This is a genomic window from Parabacteroides massiliensis, assembly GCF_900155425.1.
In the GTDB taxonomy this organism is placed as follows: Bacteria; Bacteroidota; Bacteroidia; order Bacteroidales; family Tannerellaceae; genus Parabacteroides; species Parabacteroides massiliensis.
The window spans coordinates 930,420-950,688 of record NZ_LT700191.1 but is presented as its reverse complement, the minus strand read 5'-3'; the positions used below and the strand labels follow the sequence as shown (position 1 = coordinate 950,688).

Sequence of the window (20,269 nt, the reverse complement as noted above, 5' to 3'; positions counted from 1 at the left end):
TAGCGAGAAGATTTAGCGAATAATAGTGCCACAATTGTAAATTAATGTATATTTGCAGCGAATTAAAACAAGAAATAAAGATATGAAGAAACAAATATCCACACAGCTATTGACTGTTTTAGGACTGTGCATGTTCTTATTTTCTGCTTGTAACAACTCCTCTGATTTTACAGTGAAAGGAGTAGTGGCAGGCGCTGACGGTCAGCTTATGTATTTAGAAAATGTTGGAATCTCGAATGTGGTGACACTCGATTCCGTCAAGTTGGCTCCCGGCGGGAAGTTCAAGTTTACGGAAAAGCGTCCGGAATATCCTGACTTTTATCGTCTGCGTCTGAATAACCAGTTGATCAATTTCGCAATCGATTCGACCGAGACTGTCTCTTTTGTCGCTGATGCCGGTACTTTCGCAACCTCCTATTCTGTGGAAGGGTCTGAGAGTTCAACAGCCATAAAAGCGATCACTCTGGCTCAACTGGATGCAAATCAGGCTATCAGCCGCCTTAGAAAGGAATATGAAGATAAGATGATTTCGGATACGACCTACCGTACAAAGGTTTTGGCTGCTGCCGATGCTTATAAAGAAGTTGCTCGAAAATATATTTATTCGGCACCGATGTCTACGGCTGCCTATTTCGCCTTGTTCCAACAGATCGATGGTTTGTTGTTCTTCGATTTGTATGACAGGAATGATGTCAAGGCCTACGGGGCGGTTGCAACCAGCTACGATCATACATATCCGGAAAGCCCGCGTTCGAAACATCTGTACAATCTGACACTGCAATCCATGAAGGTCTTGCGTGCTCAACGTCCTGCCGACTACAGCAATGTGGAAACAAAGGAAATATCATTCCTTGATATCGAACTGCCGGATGTCCGGGGCGAAGTGGTAAAACTGTCTACGGTTGCACCCGGCAAGGTCGTTTTGATAAACTTTACGGCTTATCAAACGGAATGGTCGCCTGCCTTGAATATGGCACTGGGTGAATTGTACACGAAGTATCATGATCAAGGACTTGAAATTTATCAGGTGTCGTTGGATAGCGATTTCCATTTCTGGAGAAACGGAGCCTCCAATTTGCCTTGGATTACTGTCCGCGACCCGCAGTCTGTTTATTCGCAGGTGGCAGGTCTGTATAATGTAAAACAATTACCAACCCTTTTCATTCTTGACCGCAAAGGAAACTTGGTTAAGCGTGTCGAAGACGTGAAAAAATTGGAGACGGATGTGAAATCAGTACTTTGAATTATGATTTCATCAACGTATAAATCATAATTCATAAATCATAACATGTTGTAAAGCACTTCGAAAGGATTTGCGTTCTTAAAAAGATCGTTTATCTTTGCAAAGTCTAAAAATACAGAGAAAGAGGAGTTCCGGCCAAGCAGTTGGTCGGGATTCTTTTTTTATTGTGCAGTAATCAATAATAATAATTTAAATAAAAAGGAGGATTTAGTATGGCAGTGAGCTATATGACGAAAGATGGTTATGATAAGATTTTAGCTGAAATTAATTATCTGGAAACCGTGAAACGTCCGGAGATATCAGCCCAGATTGCAGAGGCTCGTGACAAAGGTGATTTGTCTGAAAATGCTGAGTATGACGCAGCAAAAGAAGCGCAAGGCATTATGGAAGCAAAACTTGCCCAGCTGAAGGGTTTGATCTCCAATGCCCGCCTGATAGATGAAACTCGTGTTCAAACAAACGAAGTCCAGATATTGAACAAAGTGAAAATCAAGAACACCAAGAATAATGCAGTGATGACATATACTTTGGTTTCCGATTCGGAGGCAAACCTGAAAGAAGGCAAGATTGCGGTCAGCACGCCGATTGCGCAAGGACTGATGGGAAAAAAGGTCGGCGACATAGTGGAAATCAAAGTTCCATCCGGAGTGATGAGCTTTGAAATCATGGATATATCGATTTAATAATATAACATTATGGCATCTATATTCAGTAGAATTGTGGCAGGTGAGATCCCTTGCCACAAAGTAGCGGAAGATGAAGAATTCTTCGCTTTTCTGGACATCAACCCGGTAGCTGCCGGGCATACGCTGGTGATCCCTAAAAAAGAGATCGACTATATTTTTGACATAGAGGATCCGATGCTCGGACGTATGATGGCATTCGCTAAACGAGTGGCTCGTGCGCAGGAAGCCGTTATACCTTGTAAAAGGGTCGGTTTGGCTGTTATGGGACTGGAAGTCCCTCATGCGCATATTCATTTAATTCCGATCCAGAAGGAGTCGGATATGTATTTTGGCGGAAAGAAAATGGAGGTTACTCAAGACGTGCTCGCAGACACTGCTGCACGGATAAGAAATGCCTTTAAATAAATAAGGTAAAGTCTTTTTATACTAAAAACTTTTCTTATATTTGTGACCGCTTCTTCCTCTTTATGACACAATATTACGAGGGGAAAAGCGATCTTTTGTAAAGATTCATTAGTGGTTTTTACTCATAAATTTGTTAACCTTAGAAGAAAGGCCCCCCTTGTGAAAGGACGGCCTTTTTTTTAACACACAATCATCGTAATACGCAATTTTATCTTGGATTCTTAATCAGCTTTGGTTATGGAACCGCTCCCGGCAATCTTCTTCCCTTTTATGTTCGGATTTCCTTTGTATCGGATAGTCCCGCTTCCTGCTATTTTGGCGGATATCTCCTTGTTGGCGGTAATCTCGATATTGGTGCTGCCGGCTGCCTTGCAATTGAGTACTTCTGTCTTCAGGTCGAACGTCTTGAACTTGCTGCTACCGGCACTTTTTATGTTCATCTTTTCTGTTTTCCCACTTAGATAGACGGTACCGCTACCTGCAATTTCGCAATCCAAACGGTCGAAGGCAATGGAATCAGCTTTTATGTTCCCTCCTCCTGCAAATTTAATTTCCAGTTTCTCGCCACTGAGGCCTTTTCCGAAGTCGCAGTTGCCTCTTCCGGCCATTTTGAACTCTTTCAGTGTGGTCGAGTTGGTTGTCACAATAAAGCAGGTGGGTTTGATCCCGGTATACTTGTTTTTGGGGCGGATGACCAATTCCTTACTATCTGAACTGATTTTCAGAAGGTCATGGATGTTCTGGTCGGTTTCGATTTTCAAATAGGGAGCATCGTCCGATTGTGTATACTTGAGGTCGATGTTTTCTCCCTCGATTTGTATCTCGTCGTAATCCTCTATCTGGATTTCCTTGCTTACGACATTGCCGTCGCCGGAGATCTTGTTTATATGGCAGGAACAGAAAAGTCCTGCCATAAGTGTGGATATCAGAATAAGCGAATATGACTGTTTCATGATCATACTGTTTGTTGGTTTATATATTGAAGAAATTATACCAAGGCAATGTGCTCCATCCGTTTATTCCGGTTTGATAGAAATAGACGATGCTCAGCACCACGGATACCAGCCATAAAATCAGCAGTGTCCATTTTGCCGTGTTGGGCAATGGTTTTGCTTTGAATAACTGCATGCAGATGGCATATACCAGCGCGAAGATAGGAATGCCGATCAGCAGAATGAAGCCGATACAACCCATGATTGCCAATGGAATAGGTGCTCCCGCTATCAGGTTGGCTCCGAATGGCGACAATTGATACAGGAAGCCAGTGCCTCCGGCAATAAGGGCAAAGGTGACGACTATCAATATGAAGGCGACAAGTAGCAGTGGCGGCAGCAGGATGATCCCGATCAGTATGGCCAGGAATTTGAGGATGAAACCTACCACACCGACAAACAAGTCTGCCAGCTTTTGCAGAAAACTTCTCGGCTTGTCGGAACTCATATAATTGTTTACGTTGTTGCTGACCTTCTCGAAGCCGTCCGTAACCGTTTTACCTATGTTTTCGAGGGTGACACTTTGCCCGCGCATCATCAGTTTGTCGGCTGCAGTCCGTGCCAACGGCATTACCAGCCATAATATAAGGTATAGGATAATGATCGGTGCATAAGGAACGAATAGCAGGATGATCATGGCGAGGCGTACCGCCGTCACGTCCCATCCCATATAAGCGGCTATACCGCCGGCAACTCCTCCCAACACCCGGTTGTCCGGATCGCGCATCAGTTTTTTTGAACCTCTGGGTATTTCTTCTTCCTGGAAGGCGTATGTCTTGGCTTCTTCCTTATATTCTTTTTCTTCTTCACCTTCGAACAGTTCTTCCGGCTTGCCCATGCGTCTGATCACTTCTTCTACATGTTCGATCGTGATCACTTCATGCCCCAACCGAACCCGCTCGTTGAGCAGTTCGGATATGCGCATTTCAAAATCGTTCATAATCTCTTCCGAACCCTCTTCTTTGCGGAAGTGGATGCGAAGGTTTGCCAGATATTTATCGAGCAGTTGATATGCATCTTCGTCAATGTGGAAAACTGTTCCTCCCAAATTAACTGTCAGTGTCTTCTTCATTGTTTTCTGATTTTAATTGTTTCTGATGTGGTTTATTGTATCGTTCAGCTCCTGCCAGGATGTTTCCAGTTCCCCCAGAAATTCTTCTCCTTTCGGTGTGAGCTGGTAATACTTGCGGGGCGGGCCTTGAGTAGATTCTATCCACTGGTAACTTAGCAATTCGCTGTTCTTTAATCTTGTCAACAGAGGATATAGAGTACCTTCCACTACAATCAATTTAGCTTCCTGTAACTTCTGGATAATGTCAGAGGTATACGCCGGCTCTTTTTTGAGGAGCAATAGAATACAATATTCCAATGTTCCCTTTCTCATTTGTGATTTTACGTTCTCTGCATTCATTTTATATTGTTTTACGCTACAAATATATGCATTGCCTATGTACTATGCAATACATGCTACTGTATTTATCCTAATTTAACATTGATATTGCACAAATCCGGTGTTTTTGTGTAAAAAAGAGACTGATCTCATGACAAATAGAATAGAAAACTGTACTTTTGTAGTATCAATTCAAAACAAAGAATTATGATTTACTACCATTATGCTGAGTTGGTTCATCGACAGGCAGAAAAATATGGTTCCCGTACGGCATTGAAACATCGTGATAATGCAACTGGGAAATGGTTAAAAATATCTTGGAAGGAATTTTCTGAAGAAGTGATGCTTACGGCTAAGGCTATGGCTGAATTCGGGATAGAAGTACAGGAAAATATCGGGGTTTATTCGCAGAATATGCCACAATGTTTTTATACGGATTTCGGGGCCTATGCGAACCGTGTGGTCTCTATTCCGATGTATGCGACGAATTCTCCGGGGCAGATCGAGTATATAATTAATGATGCCCATATACATACTTTGTTTGTCGGCGAGCAGTTACAGTATAATAATGCATTCAAGGTACAGAAAGATTCCCAATATCTGAAGCGCCTGGTTGTGTTTGATCCGGCAGTCAAGCTGAACCCCGAAGACAAGACTTCGATTTATTTTGACGATTTCCTTCGGTTGGGCGATAATGCACATGCCGAGACAACAGTAAAGATCCGTATGAATGAAGCGGTACCGGAAGATCTGGCTACCATCATATATACTTCCGGGACGACCGGCGAATCGAAAGGAGTCATGCTTCATCATTCTAATTATCTGGAAGCCATGCGTATCCATGATATCCGCCTTCCGATGGTGACGGATAAGGATCTTTCCATGTGTTTCCTGCCGCTGACTCATATTTTTGAAAAAGCGTGGTCTTATTATTGCCTGCATAAGGGAGTGACGATTGCGATCAACCAAGATCCTAAAATGATTCAGAAGACATTGCCGGAGGTACATCCGACATTGATGTGCAACGTCCCCCGTTTTTGGGAGAAAGTATATGCCGGTGTACATGACAAGATAAACTCGTCGTCTCCCGCCATGAAGAAAATCTTTTTGAATGCTATCGAGACCGGCCGTAAGTATAACCTGGAATATAAGAATAAGGGGATTTCGGCTCCTATCGGATTGAAGTTGAAGTTCGAAATGTACGATAAGACCGTCTTCAATTTGTTGAAGCGGGTATTAGGAATCGAACGTGGGCGCTTCTTCCCGGTAGCCGGTGCGCCGCTTTCGGATACGGTCAATGAATTTCTGCAGTCTGTCAATATCCCTATAGTATATGGTTACGGGTTGAGCGAGACGACGGCGACTGTCTGCTTCTATCCTGAAATCGGATTCCAGTTCGGTTCGATCGGAGAGGTCATGCCGGATGTACAGGTTCGGATCGATCCGGAAAACAACGAAATCCTGGTAAAAGGCAAGACCGTGATGTCCGGTTACTATAATAAACCGGCCGAGAATGAGAAAGCGTTTACGGAAGACGGTTATTTCCGTACGGGAGATGCCGGCCGAATGGAAGGAAACACGTTGTTCTTTACCGAACGTATCAAAGACTTGTATAAAACGTCGAATGGCAAGTACATCGCTCCGCAAGCGATTGAAATGGTTATGAGCAGTGATCAATATATCGAACAGGTCGCTGTCATTGGTGACCAGCGTAAGTTTGTCAGTGCGTTGATCGTTCCTGCTTATCCGCTACTGGAAAAATATGCCGAAGAAAAAGGGCTGGCCGTCGGTAGCCGGGAAGAGCTTGTCCGGAATAAGGAAATTCTTCGCCTGCTCGAGACACATATAGAGGAGAATCAGAAGAACCTGGCTTCTTATGAGAAAATCAAGCGTTTCACTTTGTTGCCTGAACCTTTTGCGATGGGCTGCGAACTGACGGATACGCTCAAGCTCCGCCGTTCAGTCATTTTGAAGAAATACGCGGATTTAATCGAAAAGATGTATGAAGAAGCATCGAATCCTTCTTGATCGTTCTTGAAAAACGTACCGAAACGACAAAAGTCCGGCGGGAATAAGCTCCCCGTCGGGCTTTTGTTGTTTCGATAGAAAAAATGAGTCTTGTGTTTAAGTTTTCTTTCGGTAATTGCCTATTTTACATTAATTTAGAAGTTCGCTCGGCGAGGTTTACGTGGAAAAAGAAGGGCGGGCTTTGATTTTTATCATTTAATAGGTATACAAATTGAAATTTATATTTAAATTTGCAGGCCGTTTAGATCGAATCATGATACAAAAAAACATGGTAAAGTCAAAACAAACACAAATAAATATTAATTGTATGAAGTTTCAGAAATGGACATTGGGTGATAGCTAGCATCTCTTAATGCTACTATTGGCTATTTAATTAAACGTGACAATAAAAACAAAAAACAAATTTCTATAGTTAAACCCAAAAATCGTTTTTTCATGAGAAAGTCAATCATTTTATTTTTGACATTCTTTCTGTGCGTAGCAGCTTACGCCCAGAATCTGACGGTTAGTGGAACTGTAACCGATAAGGATACAAAAGAACCACTGATCGGTGTAAATGTGCTGTTGAAAGGTACGACAATTGGTACTGTGACAGACTTCGATGGTAAGTATACCTTGGAAGTTGATGACAGCAAAGGTACTTTGCAGTTCTCCTACATTAGTATGAAAACTGTTGATGAGCCGATTAACGGCCGTTCTACTATTGATGTTGCGATGGCTTCTGATTCTGAAGCATTGGAAGAGGTTGTTGTTACAGCAATGGGTATCAAGCGTGAGTCTAAGACTTTGACCTATTCTGCACAAACAGTAGGTGGCAAGGACTTGAACGAAATCAAAAACGTTAACATGATCAACTCATTGCAGGGTAAGAGCGCAGGTTTGCAGATTACTCCTAACTCTACGGGTGCTGGTGGCGCTTCTAAGATTTTGTTCCGTGGTAACAAATCTATCAGTGGTAGCAACCAACCGTTGGTCGTAGTTGATGGTGTTCCGATGATGATGAACGTTTCAGATTCTTAAGTATCCATGAACTATGGCGGCCAGCGCGATGGTGGCGACGCTATGTCAACTATCAACCCGGACGATATTGCCCAGATCACATTGTTGAAAGGCGCTTCTGCTGCCGCTCTTTATGGTGCAGTCGCTGCCAATGGTGCTATCATGATCACAACAAAATCAGCTCAGTCTGGTAAGGTTGCAATCAATGTATCAAGCAATACGACAGTTGAGAATGCAACGTCATTGCCGAAGTTCCAGAACAGCTATGGCATGAGTGATGCAGGTACATTCAGCTGGGGCGACAAATTGTCTTCTTCTGCTCCTAACTATGCGAAGGATTTCTTCCGCACAGGTTATACGACTAACAACTCTATCTCTTTGGCGGGAGGTAACGAAAATATCACTTCTTATTTCTCATACGCCAATGTTTCTTCAAATGGCGTTGTTCCTGAAAATACATATATGAGCCACAACTTATTGGCTAAGGTCGGTTTCAACTTGTGGACAAAACTTCATGTTGACGTAAGTGCACGTTACAACACACAGCACATTGAGAACCAGCCGGCTTCCGGTTATCTGCATAACCCCTTGACCGGTGCATATTTGTTCCCGAGAGGTGAGGACTGGGATTATTACAAGAACAACTATGAAGTATTGGACCCGGCTCAGAATATTAATGTTCACAACTGGACAAACACTCTTCAGGAACAGTATTCTAACCCCTATTGGACATTGAACCGGCAGAAACCGATCTCAGATCGTAACCGTTATGAATTAGGTGGTACTGTTAAGTATGATATTATGGAAGGTTTGTCTGCTACTGGTCGTATCCGTTACGAACGTGGTGATGAACATTGGACACAAAACGACTATGCTTCAAGTACTGCCGGTCGTGATAAATTGGGTACATGGCATGATGACCGTGTGTTCAGCGAACAGACTTATGCAGACGCGATGCTGCAATACAACAAATCTTGGGATGATACTTATACTTTGTCTGTAACAGCTGGTGGTAGCTATACCAAGACTAAGGCCTCAAGCACAAGTCTGATCGGTTATGGTGACACTCAGTTCGCTATCAATGATGGTGTGATTACTTCTGGTGCATATTATCCTAATATGTTCATGCCGAGCAACTACTATCGTTTGTCTACCGGCGTTTCATTGAAGGAAAAGCGTTTGAACTCTGTATTTGCTACCGCTCAATTCGGTTATAAGGACGGTTTGTTTGTAGACGTTAGCGCTCGTAACGACTGGTCTTCTGCTTTGGCTTATACAGAAGGTGTTTCATTCTTCTATCCGTCTGTAGGAGCAAGTGCATTGTTGAACAAATTTGTCGACTTCGGTAAGAATGTTGACTTGTTCAAACTCCGTGCTTCTTATTCTATTGTAGGTAATGACGTTCCAATCTATGCTTCAAACGTGCGTTATACAATTGGCGACCAAGGTTCTTTGGTTCCTCCGACTGAAGCTCCGTTCCGTACATTGAAACCTGAGAAGACGAATTCTTTGGAAGTCGGTTTTGATGGTACATTCTTGCAGAACCGTTTAGATGTAAACCTGACTTATTACAAGACTAACACCAAGAACCAGTACTTCAAAGTAACAGCTCCGTATGAATCAGGTTTGAAACAGCGCTATGTAAATGCCGGTAACATTGAAAACCAGGGCTTTGAAATGAGTTTGGGATGGCATCAGCAGTTTACAGACAACTTTAGCTGGAGCACAAACTACAACTTCTCTTACAATAATAATAAAGTGATCGAGCTAGTTGAAGGTTTGTCTGATGGTTTGACATTGCAGAGCTATTGCACAGGTGCTTCTGTCATTTTGAAAGAAGGTGGACACTTCGGTGACTTGTATGTCCGTGATTTGGCTCGCGATGAAAATGGTAAACCTATCAAGAATGAAAAAGGTGGTCCGGTTCTGGCTGGTTCAGATGTTAAGGATTTGATCTATGTAGGCGACATGAACGCTAAAGTAAATATGGGTTGGACAAATACTTTCCATTACAAAGATTTCACTTTGTCTTTCTTGATCGATGCTAAGATTGGCGGTAAGGTAATGTCTATGACGGAAGCAACATTGGACGGTTGGGGCGTTTCTGAACGTTCCGGAGCTGCTCGCGATGCCGGCGCTGTCGTATTTGAAGGTGTGTCATTCGATCCTAAAGAATTCTATACAACTGTAGGGGGTACAAGCTACAACTCCAATATGGCTACTTCTCTGTACGTTTATGATGCGACAAACGTTCGTTTACGTGAATTGTCATTCGGTTATACTTTCCGTAACTTGTTCGGAATAGGTAAAAACCTGAGTGCTTCTTTGATTGGCCGTAACTTGTTCTTCTTCTATAAGGATGCTCCAATGGATCCGGACGTATCTGCAAGTACAGGTAATGGTTGGCAGGGAGTTGATATGTTCGCGATGCCGGCATCTCGTAGTTTTGGTTTGAACTTAAAGCTTAACTTCTAATTATATAGATAATTATTCGTATGAAACTAAATAAATTTTTGAAATATACAGCTATTTCAGCATTGGCATTGACAGGCTTGATGAGTGTCAATAGCTGTACAGACGATTTTGAAAAGTTGAACACAAACCCTTATGAGGTGGATCCGACTTCTTTGCCGTTTGCCGCTCAGTTTAAGGAACCGTTCTCTTATGTTTATGCTCCGCAACAGAATATGTTCCAGTTCTGGACCAACTTGAGCATTGACTTGTTTGGTGGTTATTTCATGACTCCTCATAACTTCGGCGGTTCAGGAAACGTTCAGTACAATTTGAACCGTGGCTTCTGTGGTGGTATGTATGAGAATGTTTACTCTCATATTTTCAATAATACGCGCACATTGATTAAGTCTTGTGATGAAAAAGGTTTCAAGGACTATGCCGGAATGATGCGTGTTGTTCAGGCGTATGCTATTTCTATGTTGACAGATGCCTACGGTCCGGTTGCATATTCTACCGTTATTGACGACCCGACAAATGGCGTTTCGTATGCTTACGATACTCAGGAGCAGATTTATACCTCTTTGTTTACTTTGCTTGATGAAGCAATCGCCGGTTTTAAGAGCAGTACTTCCGACAAGGCGGCTATGGCATCATTTGACTACTGGTGTGGCGGCGACATGGATATGTGGATCAAGGTGGCTAACCAGTTCAAATTGCGTTTCGCAATGCGTATAGTGAAGGCCAACCCTACATTGGCTAAACAAAAAGCAGAAGAGGCTGTTGCCGGTGGTGTCTTGACCTCTTCGGACAAGGATGTTTTGATCAACCAGGGTTTGACAAACGAAATGTACCGTATGTATTACTCTTGGCAGGATTGTGGCACTAATGCCAACTTGATCACGATAATGGAAGGTATGCAAGACCCTCGTTTACCTCTTTATATGACAATGAACCAGGGTGACATTAAATGTGAAGATGGTTCTACTATCGCAGCCGGAACCCGTTACTTAGGTATCCGCCCCGGACATGATATCGTGTCTAAGCCAAATGAATATGTAAACTATTCTTACATCGTTTTGGACTATACAACACCTCTGCCTGTCATGTTTGCGGCCGAGTCTTACTTCTTACGTGCAGAAGGTGCTTTGCGTGGCTGGAACATGGGTGGCGCAGCCAAGGACTTCTATGAAGAGGGTATCCGTACATCCATCAAACATCAGTTGGCTTACAAAGGATCATTTGCTGGTATCTCTTCTATCTCTGATGCAGACATCGAAGCTTATGTCAACAACACGGCGACTCAGGAAGACCTGGTTGACCCGGTTAATAGCAAGTTCAACTATAAAGCGATGAACAATGTTGGCACTAAGTGGAATGAAAGTGGTTCCAATGAAGAGAAATTGCAGCAGATTATTATCCAGAAGTGGATTGCTAACTTCCCGTTGTCTACTGAAGCTTGGGCTGAATACCGTCGTACGGGTTATCCTAAGTTGTTCCCGAACTATATAAACAACAGTGATGGGACAATTGATACTAACGAGCAGATCCGTCGTTTGATCTATTCTAACAACGAAGTTAATACTAACAATGCAGAATTGCAGAATGGCATTCAGTTGTTGAATCAAGAGAACACGAGCGATAAGTTTACGGGCGATATCGGTGGTACTCGTGTTTGGTGGGATCAAGCTAAAAAAGGAAATTTCTAATCGGTTTAATCTTATAAGTAAAGGGGCTGCCCGCAAAGGGCAGCCTTTTTTTGTTTGTGTGGCATAAAGAGAAGGATGGACTTGACTTTTCTTATCACACTGGCATATAAATGGAGATTTATATCTAAATTTGCCGGACAAATTAAAAAAAACAAGAATTTTATGATCACATCAGACCAACTACACAATGTGTTGGAGCGCGAGCAAGCGCTGAGGGGGTATCTTTGACATAGATGGCAAGACCATCCAGTTAGAAGAAGAAGAGTTGCGCACTCATGATCCCAGTTTCTGGGAAGATGCCAAACGGGCTGAAGTCCAGATGAAAAAAGTAAAAGAACTTAAAAAGTGGATCGAACTTTACAACGAGGTTCATGCTGCAGCGGAAGAATTGCAGTTGGCTTATGATTATGTAAAAGAAGGGATCGTCAGTGAAGAAGAAGTTGATGAGGTCTATGGCAAAACAATCCAGTTGGTGGAAAGTTTGGAATTTCGCAACATGTTGCGCCAGGAAGCCGACCAGATGAGTTGTGTGCTGAAGATCAACTCCGGAGCCGGCGGTACGGAAAGCCAGGACTGGGCTTCCATGTTGCTCCGTATGTACACGCGCTGGGCGGAGGCGAACGGATATAAGATTTCCGTAGCCAACTACCAGGAAGGGGATGAGGCAGGCATTAAAACGGCTACTCTCAATATCGAAGGCGATTATGCCTACGGATATTTGAAGGGTGAAAACGGCGTGCATCGTTTGGTTCGTGTCTCTCCTTATAACGCGCAAGGCAAGCGGATGACTTCATTTGCTTCTGTCTTTGTCACTCCGCTAGTCGACGATACGATCGAAGTGAAGATCGATCAGGCTGCCATCTCTTGGGATACGTTCCGTTCGGGAGGTGCCGGTGGGCAGAACGTGAACAAGGTGGAATCCGGTGTACGTCTGCGCTACCAGTTTAAAGATCCTTACACGGGCGAAGAAGAGGAAATCCTGATCGAAAATACGGAAACCCGCGACCAGCCCAAGAACCGCGAGAACGCGATGCGCCAGTTGCGCTCAATCTTGTACGATAAGGAATTGCAACATCGTATGGAAGAGCAGGCAAAGGTGGAAGCCGGGAAGAAGAAGATCGAATGGGGTTCCCAGATCCGCAGCTACGTCTTTGACGACCGCCGTGTGAAAGACCATCGTACCAATTACCAAACATCCGATGTCAACGGTGTGATGGATGGTAAAATCGATGATTTCATCAAGGCTTACCTGATGGAATTCGGAGCAGAGGAATCTGCAGAAAAATAAGATTTCCCATACGAACACTTGCATATCTCGATTATAAATCGTAATATTGCATCCGATTTCAGAGCCTCGCTCTGAACAGGTCCTATAGCTCAGTTGGTTAGAGCACCTGACTCATAATCAGGGAGTCCTTGGTTCAAGCCCAAGTGGGACCACTTTTATAAATCGCTTAAGCTCTGCAAATAAGATGCTTAAGCGATTTTTATTTTTAGTAAAATTTGAATGTCCGGCCTCATCCCCTTGAGAAGATCACTACTGTCTTAAATGTCCCCATGCAGCAGTTTTCCAAAGTATGCAACCCAAAGAGCAAGTTGCGCATGCCATAAAGACAATGCCTGTCGTAACCATCGTGTCGCCCAGTCCGACTAAAGGTGAGACTAATCCTCCGAACCCGAATCCGATCGCTCCTAATAAGGCAGAAGCCGTGCCGGCGTGTTCGCGTTCGCACTCCATTGCCAGGGCGGTTGTCGAGGTGAAAGAAAAGCCCATCATGAAAAGCAGGGTGATCAGCAATCCTTCGTATATCCAGAAATTGCAATTCAGATTCATGGCTATACATATGATAATGGAGAGTATAAGCATGCCTATACTGCTGGTGAGCGTGCTGTTTTCCGGCTGACGGAATTTAACGGACAGGCCGGCTGCTAACCCGATCGCAACAGCGTTGGCCGCAAAACAGATACTGAATCCGAAAGCGGAAAAGCCGTAATGTCCCTGCACAATGAAAGGAGAAGAGGCTATGTAGGCGAACAATACGCCTTGTGCGAATCCGAATTGAAGGACATACGCCACATAACGGCGGTTTCGCAGTACCCGGCCGAAACTGGCAAATACATTACGCCACTTGGTTGCCCTGCGTTGTTCTTTCGGCAGCGATTCGCGGAACAGCCTGCATCCCAATAACAGGATGGTTCCTAATGCCAGTAACACCCAGAAGATCCCTTTCCAACCGATCCCTTCCGTCAAGCTCCCACCGATGATCGGGGCAGCTACGGGTGCGACTCCGTTGATTGCCCCGATTATCGCAAGTGTCTTTGCCAATTCCTTTCCGGTAAACATATCTGTCGCGACGGAACGGGAAATTACGATACCGCCGGCACCCGCAATCCCTTGTAACAGGCGCATTATTACAAATATCTCGATCGTGGGAGCAAAGATGCAACCTATCGTGGAAATGATAAAAAGAGACATGGCCGCCAGCAATGGCGAGCGACGCCCGTACTTGTCACTTAGCGGGCCGAAAAATATCTGTCCTGCCGCCAACCCGATCATACTGGCTGTCAATCCCAATTGTACCAATGAAGGGGTTGTCCTGAAATATGCCCCCATCGAAGGAAGGCTGGGAAGATACATGTCCGTGACAAACGGCCCGAATGCCGTCAACATCCCTAACAGGATGAGGAGAAAAAGCTTGGAGTTTTTGTTCTTACTTTGTATGTTAATCATCTTTTTTCTTTTTGTTTGATAAAACATGCAAAGGTACGTCCAAAACAGCCAAGTGTGGTTGTCTAAAATATCCGTTTTTTTGGTTGTTATCGGTCGTTCTCAGTATCGGATCTCCACATCTTCACCTTCCCCTTTGTCACAGAATGCGGAAACTGGAAAATTGTTTTCATTATACTTGTATGTATATGTAGCGGAAGAACGCTCCTCCTTGCTGTTTTCGGATGTGATCTTCGTAATATTATGACGGTGGTTCAAGAACTGGACATCCTTAAAGTCGGAGGAGTAGGCATGGTTATAGTACCACCAGCCTAAGAAATACAGAGGAAGTTCTAAATGGCTGATACTGCCGGATGCATTGTCGTATTCATACGTGTTTTTTACCAGCAGGTTGGATTCTTTGTCGTACACTTCCTGTTTGAGTAGTTGCCGGGTGGCCGGATCGAAAGTCAGGAGGGCATACCCGCCGCCTTCCTCAATCTGTTTTTCCCCGTTGGGCCCCTGTTGGAAAACACCGGTGAAGGTTACTTTGACGGGCAAACCGTTAGCATCGAGTACCACCTCTTCTCGGAAGTTTATGTCTGTCGACGGCTCACCGCCGTGACTGACTTCATAAGTCTTGTCTCCTGTTTTGCTGAAATGCACCCAGCCATGTCCGTCGGCCACATCTTTAGGGGGTGTGTAGGATATGCCGGAAAATACTCCGTCCTCATAATTGAAACGAGTCGCGTGTCCGTCCGGATATTGGATTCCGGCAAACAGATTGCCGGAGTAGACGAATGAAGCGAAAACCTGCCCGTTTGAAAGAAGAGCGCTGGGCCGCCCGTCTATGCCTGTCTGTTTGATGTCGTCATTGTCACTGCAGGAAGACAGGCATAATCCCGCCATCAACAAGATGGCGGACGAAATAGTCAAAAATAACTTGTTCATACTGATATCTGGTGTTTGTTTCTAATATAATGATGAATGGAAAGGAAAAAGGGTTGCATCGTCCAGTCTGTTTTCTTTTCGGATATTTATAATTGATTAAAAAATATTCCTAATCATATACCCTTCTTCTTCTTTTTTGCACCTTATATTAAATGAAGGGTTATACTCGATGTTTTTATTGGAATAAATGGATCAAATAGATAATTATATACAATCGTTTCTGAATGGCTCTTTGGATGCTGAAGGTCATATTCTTTTACGGCAGTGGATTAATGAAAAGCCGGAAAACAGAGACTATTTCCGAACCACAGTCGTTGTATGGAAAGCGACTGGGGTTATTTCGAATGCGGAAGAATTTGATGTGATTGCTGCTATTAATCGATTTAATAAAGAGACAAAACCTATAAATCGAATCGATTTTTATCATCGAGCATTGAAGTTTTCGGTAGCAATTATTATCCTTTTATTCTGTGGAATATCTTCTTTATTCTTTTTGTCACAGTCTGGAAGAACGGTTTCTGAAGCAGCGGAAGAATACAGAAAATATGTGATCGAGGTTCCGGACGGCGCTAAATCAAAAATTACATTTCCGGATGGTTCTGTTGTCTGGTTGAATGCCGGAAGTAAGGTCAAGTATGATTCGAACTTTGCCAAGACATCGAGAAACGTGGAGTTGACAGGTGAAGGCTATTTTGAAGTGAGCAAGAATAAGGATTTGCCATTTGTGGTGAATACTGAAAAATTGTCAGTGAAAGTTCTCGGTACTAAATTCGATCTGAAATCCTATGAAGAAGACTCAGAGGTGAAAGTTGTCCTCAAAGAGGGTATGGTGAAGGTCGGTGATTTTCTGACCGATGCCATTCCAGTCGAGTTGAAACCCAATCAGCGGTTTACTTTCAGGAAAACAGACCTCAGTATGCAGGTAGATTCGATGGATGCCAGCCATATAGATAACTGGCGCAACGGAGTAATGACTTTTGACAAGGTCCCCTTGGAAGAAATAGCCAAAGAATTGAAGCGTCTCTATAATATACCGATCCGGATAGAAAGCAATAAGCTGAAACAAATAGTATACTATTCTGATTTTCAAAAGAATGTATCGATAGAGAAGGTCCTGGAGATATTGTCATCCGGTAATAAATTCCGGTATGAGGTGAAACCAGAAGAAATTCGAATTTTCAATTAATATAAGTCAAACTAAAAAAATAATGTGAATGGGAAAAAAGGAATTGTAACTGTTGGGCGGAAAAATCATAAGCCTAAAAAGAATGAAGTAATTAAAAGTTAAATCTTAAAAATAAGTGAAGTATGAAAAAAACATTTAGAAAATCTGTTCAGGACTTACTGTCTGCAAGAGCAGGGCGTTTGGCAAACTTGGCTGGTGTATTTCTGGTTGCTGGAACGCTTTCGCTTGGTGCAAGTACGTATGCAACTGAACATATGCTTTCCTTAAATCTTAAAAATGCTACGATTCGTGAGGTTATTGAATCTATTAAAAGCCAAAGCGAATTTTCATTCAGTCTGGACGTGAAAGACTTGAATTTGGATGAAAGAGTCTCTGTATCCCTGGATAATAAGACAATTAATGAAGTCTTGGCAGTATTGTTTAACGGACGTAATGTTCGGTATGAGATCAATGATCGTCATGTCGTGATTACTCGTGCCGGACAAGTAGGGCCGAATACTGTGATGCAGCAGACCAAACAGGTTACAGGCCGTGTGTTAGATGCCAATAATGAACCTGTTATCGGTGCGAATGTGGTAGTTGAAGGGACGACAATCGGTACGGTGACGGATGTGGATGGTAATTTTGTATTGGATGTACCTAATGGGGCAACATTGAAGATCTCTTATATAGGTTATATCGAACAAAGTATCCCTGTGGGGAATAAATCTGTTATATCTGTTATCCTGAAAGAAGATTCACAGGCGTTGGATGAAGTGGTGGTAGTTGGTTTCGGTACACAAAAGAAATTGAACTTGACGGGTGCGGTAACGGCTGTGACCGGAGAAGAAATGACGAAACGTCCGGTAACGAACGCGGCAACCATGTTGCAGGGGCAAGTTCCGGGTTTGCGAGTTAACCAAGGTTTGGGTGCACCGGGTAATGAATCTACTTCTTTCCGTGTGCGTGGCCAGGGTACTTTCTCCAGTGCCGGTTCTGATCCGCTGGTGTTGATAAATGGTGTTCCGGGCAGTATCTCGAACCTGGACCCAAGTATGATTGAGAGTGTTTCAGTCTTGAAAGATGCTGCTTCAGCCGCTATTTATGGTGCGCGTGCTGCAAATGGTGTGATTCTTGTTACAACGAAACAAGGGGCAGAAGGGGAAGGCAAAGCGCATATTGCTTATCATGGTAATGTAGCAATTTATAATCCGACCCGTATGTATGATCTGGTGACTAATTCTGCCGAATATATGGAATTGTATAATCTTGCCAAAGCGAACTCCGGTGCCGGAGAGCGTTATACGCAGGAACAGATCAATGCTTACCGGAATGGCGGCGGCAGTGAACAATATCCTAACTTTGATTGGTTGGATTATATGTTTAATCCGGCTGTTGTTCAAAACCATAATTTGTCGATTGCCGGTAATGCAGGAAAGACTACATATAATGTGGCTTTGAATTTCGTGGACCAGCCGGGTACGTTGAAAGGTTTCGATTATCAGAAGTACAATGCTACAGTCGATTTAACATCGCAAATTACGGATTTTATCAAGATCGGTACGTACACTAATTTAATGTATGGCGATCGTGATGAACCTCGTCAGGGACAAAGTGATGTTTTACTTTCTACCATGTCGCAAGCTCCGACATATATGCCTTGGTTGCCGGACGATGGTTCGGGAATCACCCGTTGGACAGGTTCCGCTTATTCTTTCGAATCTCACAATAAAAATATGCCGGCTATCATTGGTACGGGTACGAACAAGAATTATCAGAATTTCGATGTAAATGCCCAATTGTGGTTGGATATCAAATTGGCTAAAGGATTGAGTTGGTACACGAAAGGAGCTGCTCGTTTGGAATCCAATAAATGGAAGGAATGGGGAGGATCTGATATCCCTGTTTATGACTATCATACAGGTGAACAAACCGGTTATCTGGATAGAGGTGCAAACGGTTTGACGGTAGAAGACCAGCGTCGTTTTTATACGAATCTGTATACCTATCTGAAATATGATTTCACAACTCCGAACCAATATCACAGTTTCAATATCATGGCCGGTTATAGCCAGGAGGCTGAGAAATATGAAACGATACGGGCATTCAGAAAAGAGTATGCGTTCGATCTTCCGGTAATCAATGCAGGTTCTAATGCGAACTGGTCGAATTCAGGTACGTTGGAAGAATGGGCAATCCAGTCTGTATTTGCTCGTTTGAACTACAACTTTAAGGAGCGTTATTTGTTTGAGGCCAATATGCGTTATGACGGTACGTCTCGTATCTCTTCCGAAAATCGTTGGGGTATCTTCCCGTCATTCTCAGCCGGTTGGCGTATTACCGAAGAAGATTTTATGAAAGATTTGAATCTGAATTGGTTGAATAATGCCAAGATCCGTGCTTCTTGGGGACAATTGGGTAACCAGAATATTGGTCTGTATCCTTATCAGGCAATGATTGCAAGTGTTTCAAACTATCCGTTTGACAAGAAAACAGAAACTGTTGGTTATCAGCAGAAAGCGTATGCAAACCGTAACATCAAGTGGGAAACTACGACTATAACCGATGTCGGTCTCGATTTGCAAGTGTTTAATGGATTGAGTGTGACATTCGACTGGTATAAGAAAGTGACTTCAGACATTTTACGCTCTTCGCAAGTGTCCGATATTTTAGGTTTGGATGCTCCGACAGTCAATAATGGAGAAGTTGAGAACAAAGGTTTTGAGATTGCTTTCAATTATAACAACATGATTACAGACGGTGTATTTAAAGGCTTGCAATACAATGCAGGTGTTTATTTTGATCGTTCAAGGAACAAATTGACTAAATTTGGCGCAGAAGAAATTAGTGGTTATAATTTGAGAAGAGAAGGCCTTCCTTACAATGAGTATTATATGTTGGAATGTATCGGTATTTTTGCTACGGAAGATGAAGTGAAAAATTCGCCGAAACAGTTTAATGATAATACGTTGCCGGGAGACCTGAAGTATAAGGATCAGAATAATGACGGAGTCATCAACAACGATGACCGTGTACCTATTTCCGGACGTTTCCCCGGATTTGAATATTCTGTAAATGCCGGTGCGAGCTGGAAAGGCTTTGACCTGTCTCTGCAAGGACAAGGTGTTTCGGGAAAGAAGTGGTATACAAACGAGTGGGGTATTTATCCGTTCCGTCAAGGATCTGCTCCGACACGGGAATATGTAGAAGGCATGTGGACGGAAGAAAATCCATATAATGCTGAACATCCACGTCTGTATTTTGACAATTTGGGCGGTAATAAGAATAACAGGCCAAACACTTATATGTTGCAGAATGCTTCTTATTTCCGTTTGAAGAATTTGACGTTCGGTTATACTTTACCTAAATCTGTTACGGATAAAGTAAAAATGTCGAGAGTCAGAGTTTATTTCTCTGGAGATAACTTGTTGACATTTACAAAATTCTATGGTTTGGATCCGGAACGTGAGAGTGATGGACGTGCTGCTGTTTATCCGCAGAATAGGATTTGTTCATTTGGTTTGAATGTTGAATTTTAAAAGT

The 20,269-nt window shown here is 43.2% G+C and carries 13 protein-coding genes, 1 tRNA gene and 1 pseudogene; 10 read left to right on the top strand and 5 right to left on the bottom strand.

Going from position 1 to position 20,269, the window contains the following annotated elements; translation table 11 throughout:
* The first annotated feature begins 82 nt into the window (after positions 1–82).
* From BQ9893_RS14960 to BQ9893_RS14950, 3 genes are all read left to right on the top strand, one after another.
* On the top strand, positions 83–1,243 hold the full coding sequence (locus tag BQ9893_RS14960; protein ID WP_075966733.1) for a TlpA disulfide reductase family protein: 1,161 nt from the start codon (positions 83–85) through the stop codon (positions 1,241–1,243).
* Positions 1,244–1,455: 212 nt separating this feature from the next.
* The gene (gene greA / locus BQ9893_RS14955) at positions 1,456–1,926 is read left to right on the top strand and encodes a transcription elongation factor GreA (RefSeq protein WP_075966732.1); all 471 of its coding nucleotides are present in this window, start codon (positions 1,456–1,458) and stop codon (positions 1,924–1,926) included.
* Between the two features lie 12 nt (positions 1,927–1,938).
* Positions 1,939–2,334: an HIT family protein gene (locus BQ9893_RS14950; RefSeq protein ID WP_075966731.1), complete on the top strand. Its 396-nt coding sequence runs from the start codon at positions 1,939–1,941 to the stop codon at positions 2,332–2,334.
* Positions 2,335–2,555: 221 nt separating this feature from the next.
* On the opposite strand, the gene BQ9893_RS14945 is transcribed toward BQ9893_RS14950, so the two are convergent.
* From BQ9893_RS14945 to BQ9893_RS14935, 3 genes are read right to left on the bottom strand one after another with little or no spacing between them, the layout of a single operon-like run.
* Positions 2,556–3,287, bottom strand: coding sequence for a head GIN domain-containing protein (locus tag BQ9893_RS14945; RefSeq protein ID WP_075967400.1), 732 nt, complete (start codon positions 3,285–3,287; stop codon positions 2,556–2,558).
* Positions 3,288–3,306: 19 nt separating this feature from the next.
* Positions 3,307–4,398 (bottom strand): PspC domain-containing protein, encoded by a 1,092-nt coding sequence (locus BQ9893_RS14940; protein WP_075966730.1) that lies wholly within the window; start codon positions 4,396–4,398, stop codon positions 3,307–3,309.
* Positions 4,399–4,410: 12 nt separating this feature from the next.
* Positions 4,411–4,737: a PadR family transcriptional regulator gene (locus tag BQ9893_RS14935; protein WP_005635619.1), complete on the bottom strand. Its 327-nt coding sequence runs from the start codon at positions 4,735–4,737 to the stop codon at positions 4,411–4,413.
* A 186-nt stretch (positions 4,738–4,923) separates the two neighbouring features.
* On the opposite strand from BQ9893_RS14935, the gene BQ9893_RS14930 reads away from it, so the two are divergent.
* The 5 genes and pseudogenes from BQ9893_RS14930 to BQ9893_RS14910 all read left to right on the top strand — a co-directional run bounded on the left by BQ9893_RS14930 (position 4,924) and on the right by BQ9893_RS14910 (position 13,343).
* Positions 4,924–6,744, top strand: a complete 1,821-nt coding sequence (locus BQ9893_RS14930) for an AMP-dependent synthetase/ligase (protein WP_075966729.1) — start codon at positions 4,924–4,926, stop codon at positions 6,742–6,744.
* 435 nt (positions 6,745–7,179) lie between these two features.
* Positions 7,180–10,218, top strand: a pseudogene (locus BQ9893_RS14925) (SusC/RagA family TonB-linked outer membrane protein).
* A 20-nt stretch (positions 10,219–10,238) separates the two neighbouring features.
* Positions 10,239–11,903 (top strand): SusD/RagB family nutrient-binding outer membrane lipoprotein, encoded by a 1,665-nt coding sequence (locus BQ9893_RS14920; RefSeq protein WP_075966728.1) that lies wholly within the window; start codon positions 10,239–10,241, stop codon positions 11,901–11,903.
* A gap of 162 nt (positions 11,904–12,065) precedes the next feature.
* A protein-coding gene (gene prfB, locus BQ9893_RS14915; RefSeq protein ID WP_139322613.1) for a peptide chain release factor 2 occupies positions 12,066–13,191 on the top strand; the annotation gives its coding sequence in 2 pieces (ribosomal slippage) (positions 12,066–12,128 and positions 12,130–13,191; 1,125 coding nt in all).
* Positions 13,192–13,269: 78 nt separating this feature from the next.
* Positions 13,270–13,343: transfer RNA gene (locus BQ9893_RS14910), tRNA-Ile, on the top strand.
* Positions 13,344–13,440: 97 nt separating this feature from the next.
* Here BQ9893_RS14910 and BQ9893_RS14905 read toward each other — a convergent pair.
* On the bottom strand, positions 13,441–14,634 hold the full coding sequence (locus BQ9893_RS14905; RefSeq protein ID WP_075966726.1) for a multidrug effflux MFS transporter: 1,194 nt from the start codon (positions 14,632–14,634) through the stop codon (positions 13,441–13,443).
* A 99-nt stretch (positions 14,635–14,733) separates the two neighbouring features.
* Entirely contained in the window at positions 14,734–15,561 is an 828-nt protein-coding gene (locus BQ9893_RS14900; RefSeq protein ID WP_075966725.1) for a hypothetical protein, read from the bottom strand.
* Between the two features lie 187 nt (positions 15,562–15,748).
* Here BQ9893_RS14900 and BQ9893_RS14895 point away from each other — a divergent pair, with 187 nt between their 5' ends.
* Both BQ9893_RS14895 and BQ9893_RS14890 read left to right on the top strand, forming a co-directional pair.
* Positions 15,749–16,747 carry a FecR family protein gene (locus BQ9893_RS14895; RefSeq protein WP_075966724.1) on the top strand — a complete coding sequence of 333 codons (999 nt, stop codon included), beginning with the start codon at positions 15,749–15,751 and terminating at the stop codon, positions 16,745–16,747.
* A 122-nt stretch (positions 16,748–16,869) separates the two neighbouring features.
* The gene (locus tag BQ9893_RS14890) at positions 16,870–20,265 is read left to right on the top strand and encodes a TonB-dependent receptor (RefSeq protein ID WP_075966723.1); all 3,396 of its coding nucleotides are present in this window, start codon (positions 16,870–16,872) and stop codon (positions 20,263–20,265) included.
* Positions 20,266–20,269: the final 4 nt, after the last annotated feature.

Bases quoted from the DNA above. Each gene is read 5' to 3' on its own strand.
- BQ9893_RS14905 (WP_075966726.1), bottom strand. From the start codon at position 14,634: ATGATTAACATACAAAGTAAGAACAAAAACTCCAAGCTTTTTCTCCTC.
- BQ9893_RS14940 (WP_075966730.1), bottom strand. From the start codon at position 4,398: ATGAAGAAGACACTGACAGTTAATTTGGGAGGAACAGTTTTCCACATT.
- BQ9893_RS14900 (WP_075966725.1), bottom strand. From the start codon at position 15,561: ATGAACAAGTTATTTTTGACTATTTCGTCCGCCATCTTGTTGATGGCG.
- greA (WP_075966732.1), top strand. From the start codon at position 1,456: ATGGCAGTGAGCTATATGACGAAAGATGGTTATGATAAGATTTTAGCT.
- BQ9893_RS14890 (WP_075966723.1), top strand. From the start codon at position 16,870: ATGAAAAAAACATTTAGAAAATCTGTTCAGGACTTACTGTCTGCAAGA.
- BQ9893_RS14950 (WP_075966731.1), top strand. From the start codon at position 1,939: ATGGCATCTATATTCAGTAGAATTGTGGCAGGTGAGATCCCTTGCCAC.
- BQ9893_RS14930 (WP_075966729.1), top strand. From the start codon at position 4,924: ATGATTTACTACCATTATGCTGAGTTGGTTCATCGACAGGCAGAAAAA.
- BQ9893_RS14920 (WP_075966728.1), top strand. From the start codon at position 10,239: ATGAAACTAAATAAATTTTTGAAATATACAGCTATTTCAGCATTGGCA.
- BQ9893_RS14960 (WP_075966733.1), top strand. From the start codon at position 83: ATGAAGAAACAAATATCCACACAGCTATTGACTGTTTTAGGACTGTGC.
- BQ9893_RS14945 (WP_075967400.1), bottom strand. From the start codon at position 3,287: ATGAAACAGTCATATTCGCTTATTCTGATATCCACACTTATGGCAGGA.
- BQ9893_RS14935 (WP_005635619.1), bottom strand. From the start codon at position 4,737: ATGAATGCAGAGAACGTAAAATCACAAATGAGAAAGGGAACATTGGAA.
- BQ9893_RS14895 (WP_075966724.1), top strand. From the start codon at position 15,749: ATGGATCAAATAGATAATTATATACAATCGTTTCTGAATGGCTCTTTG.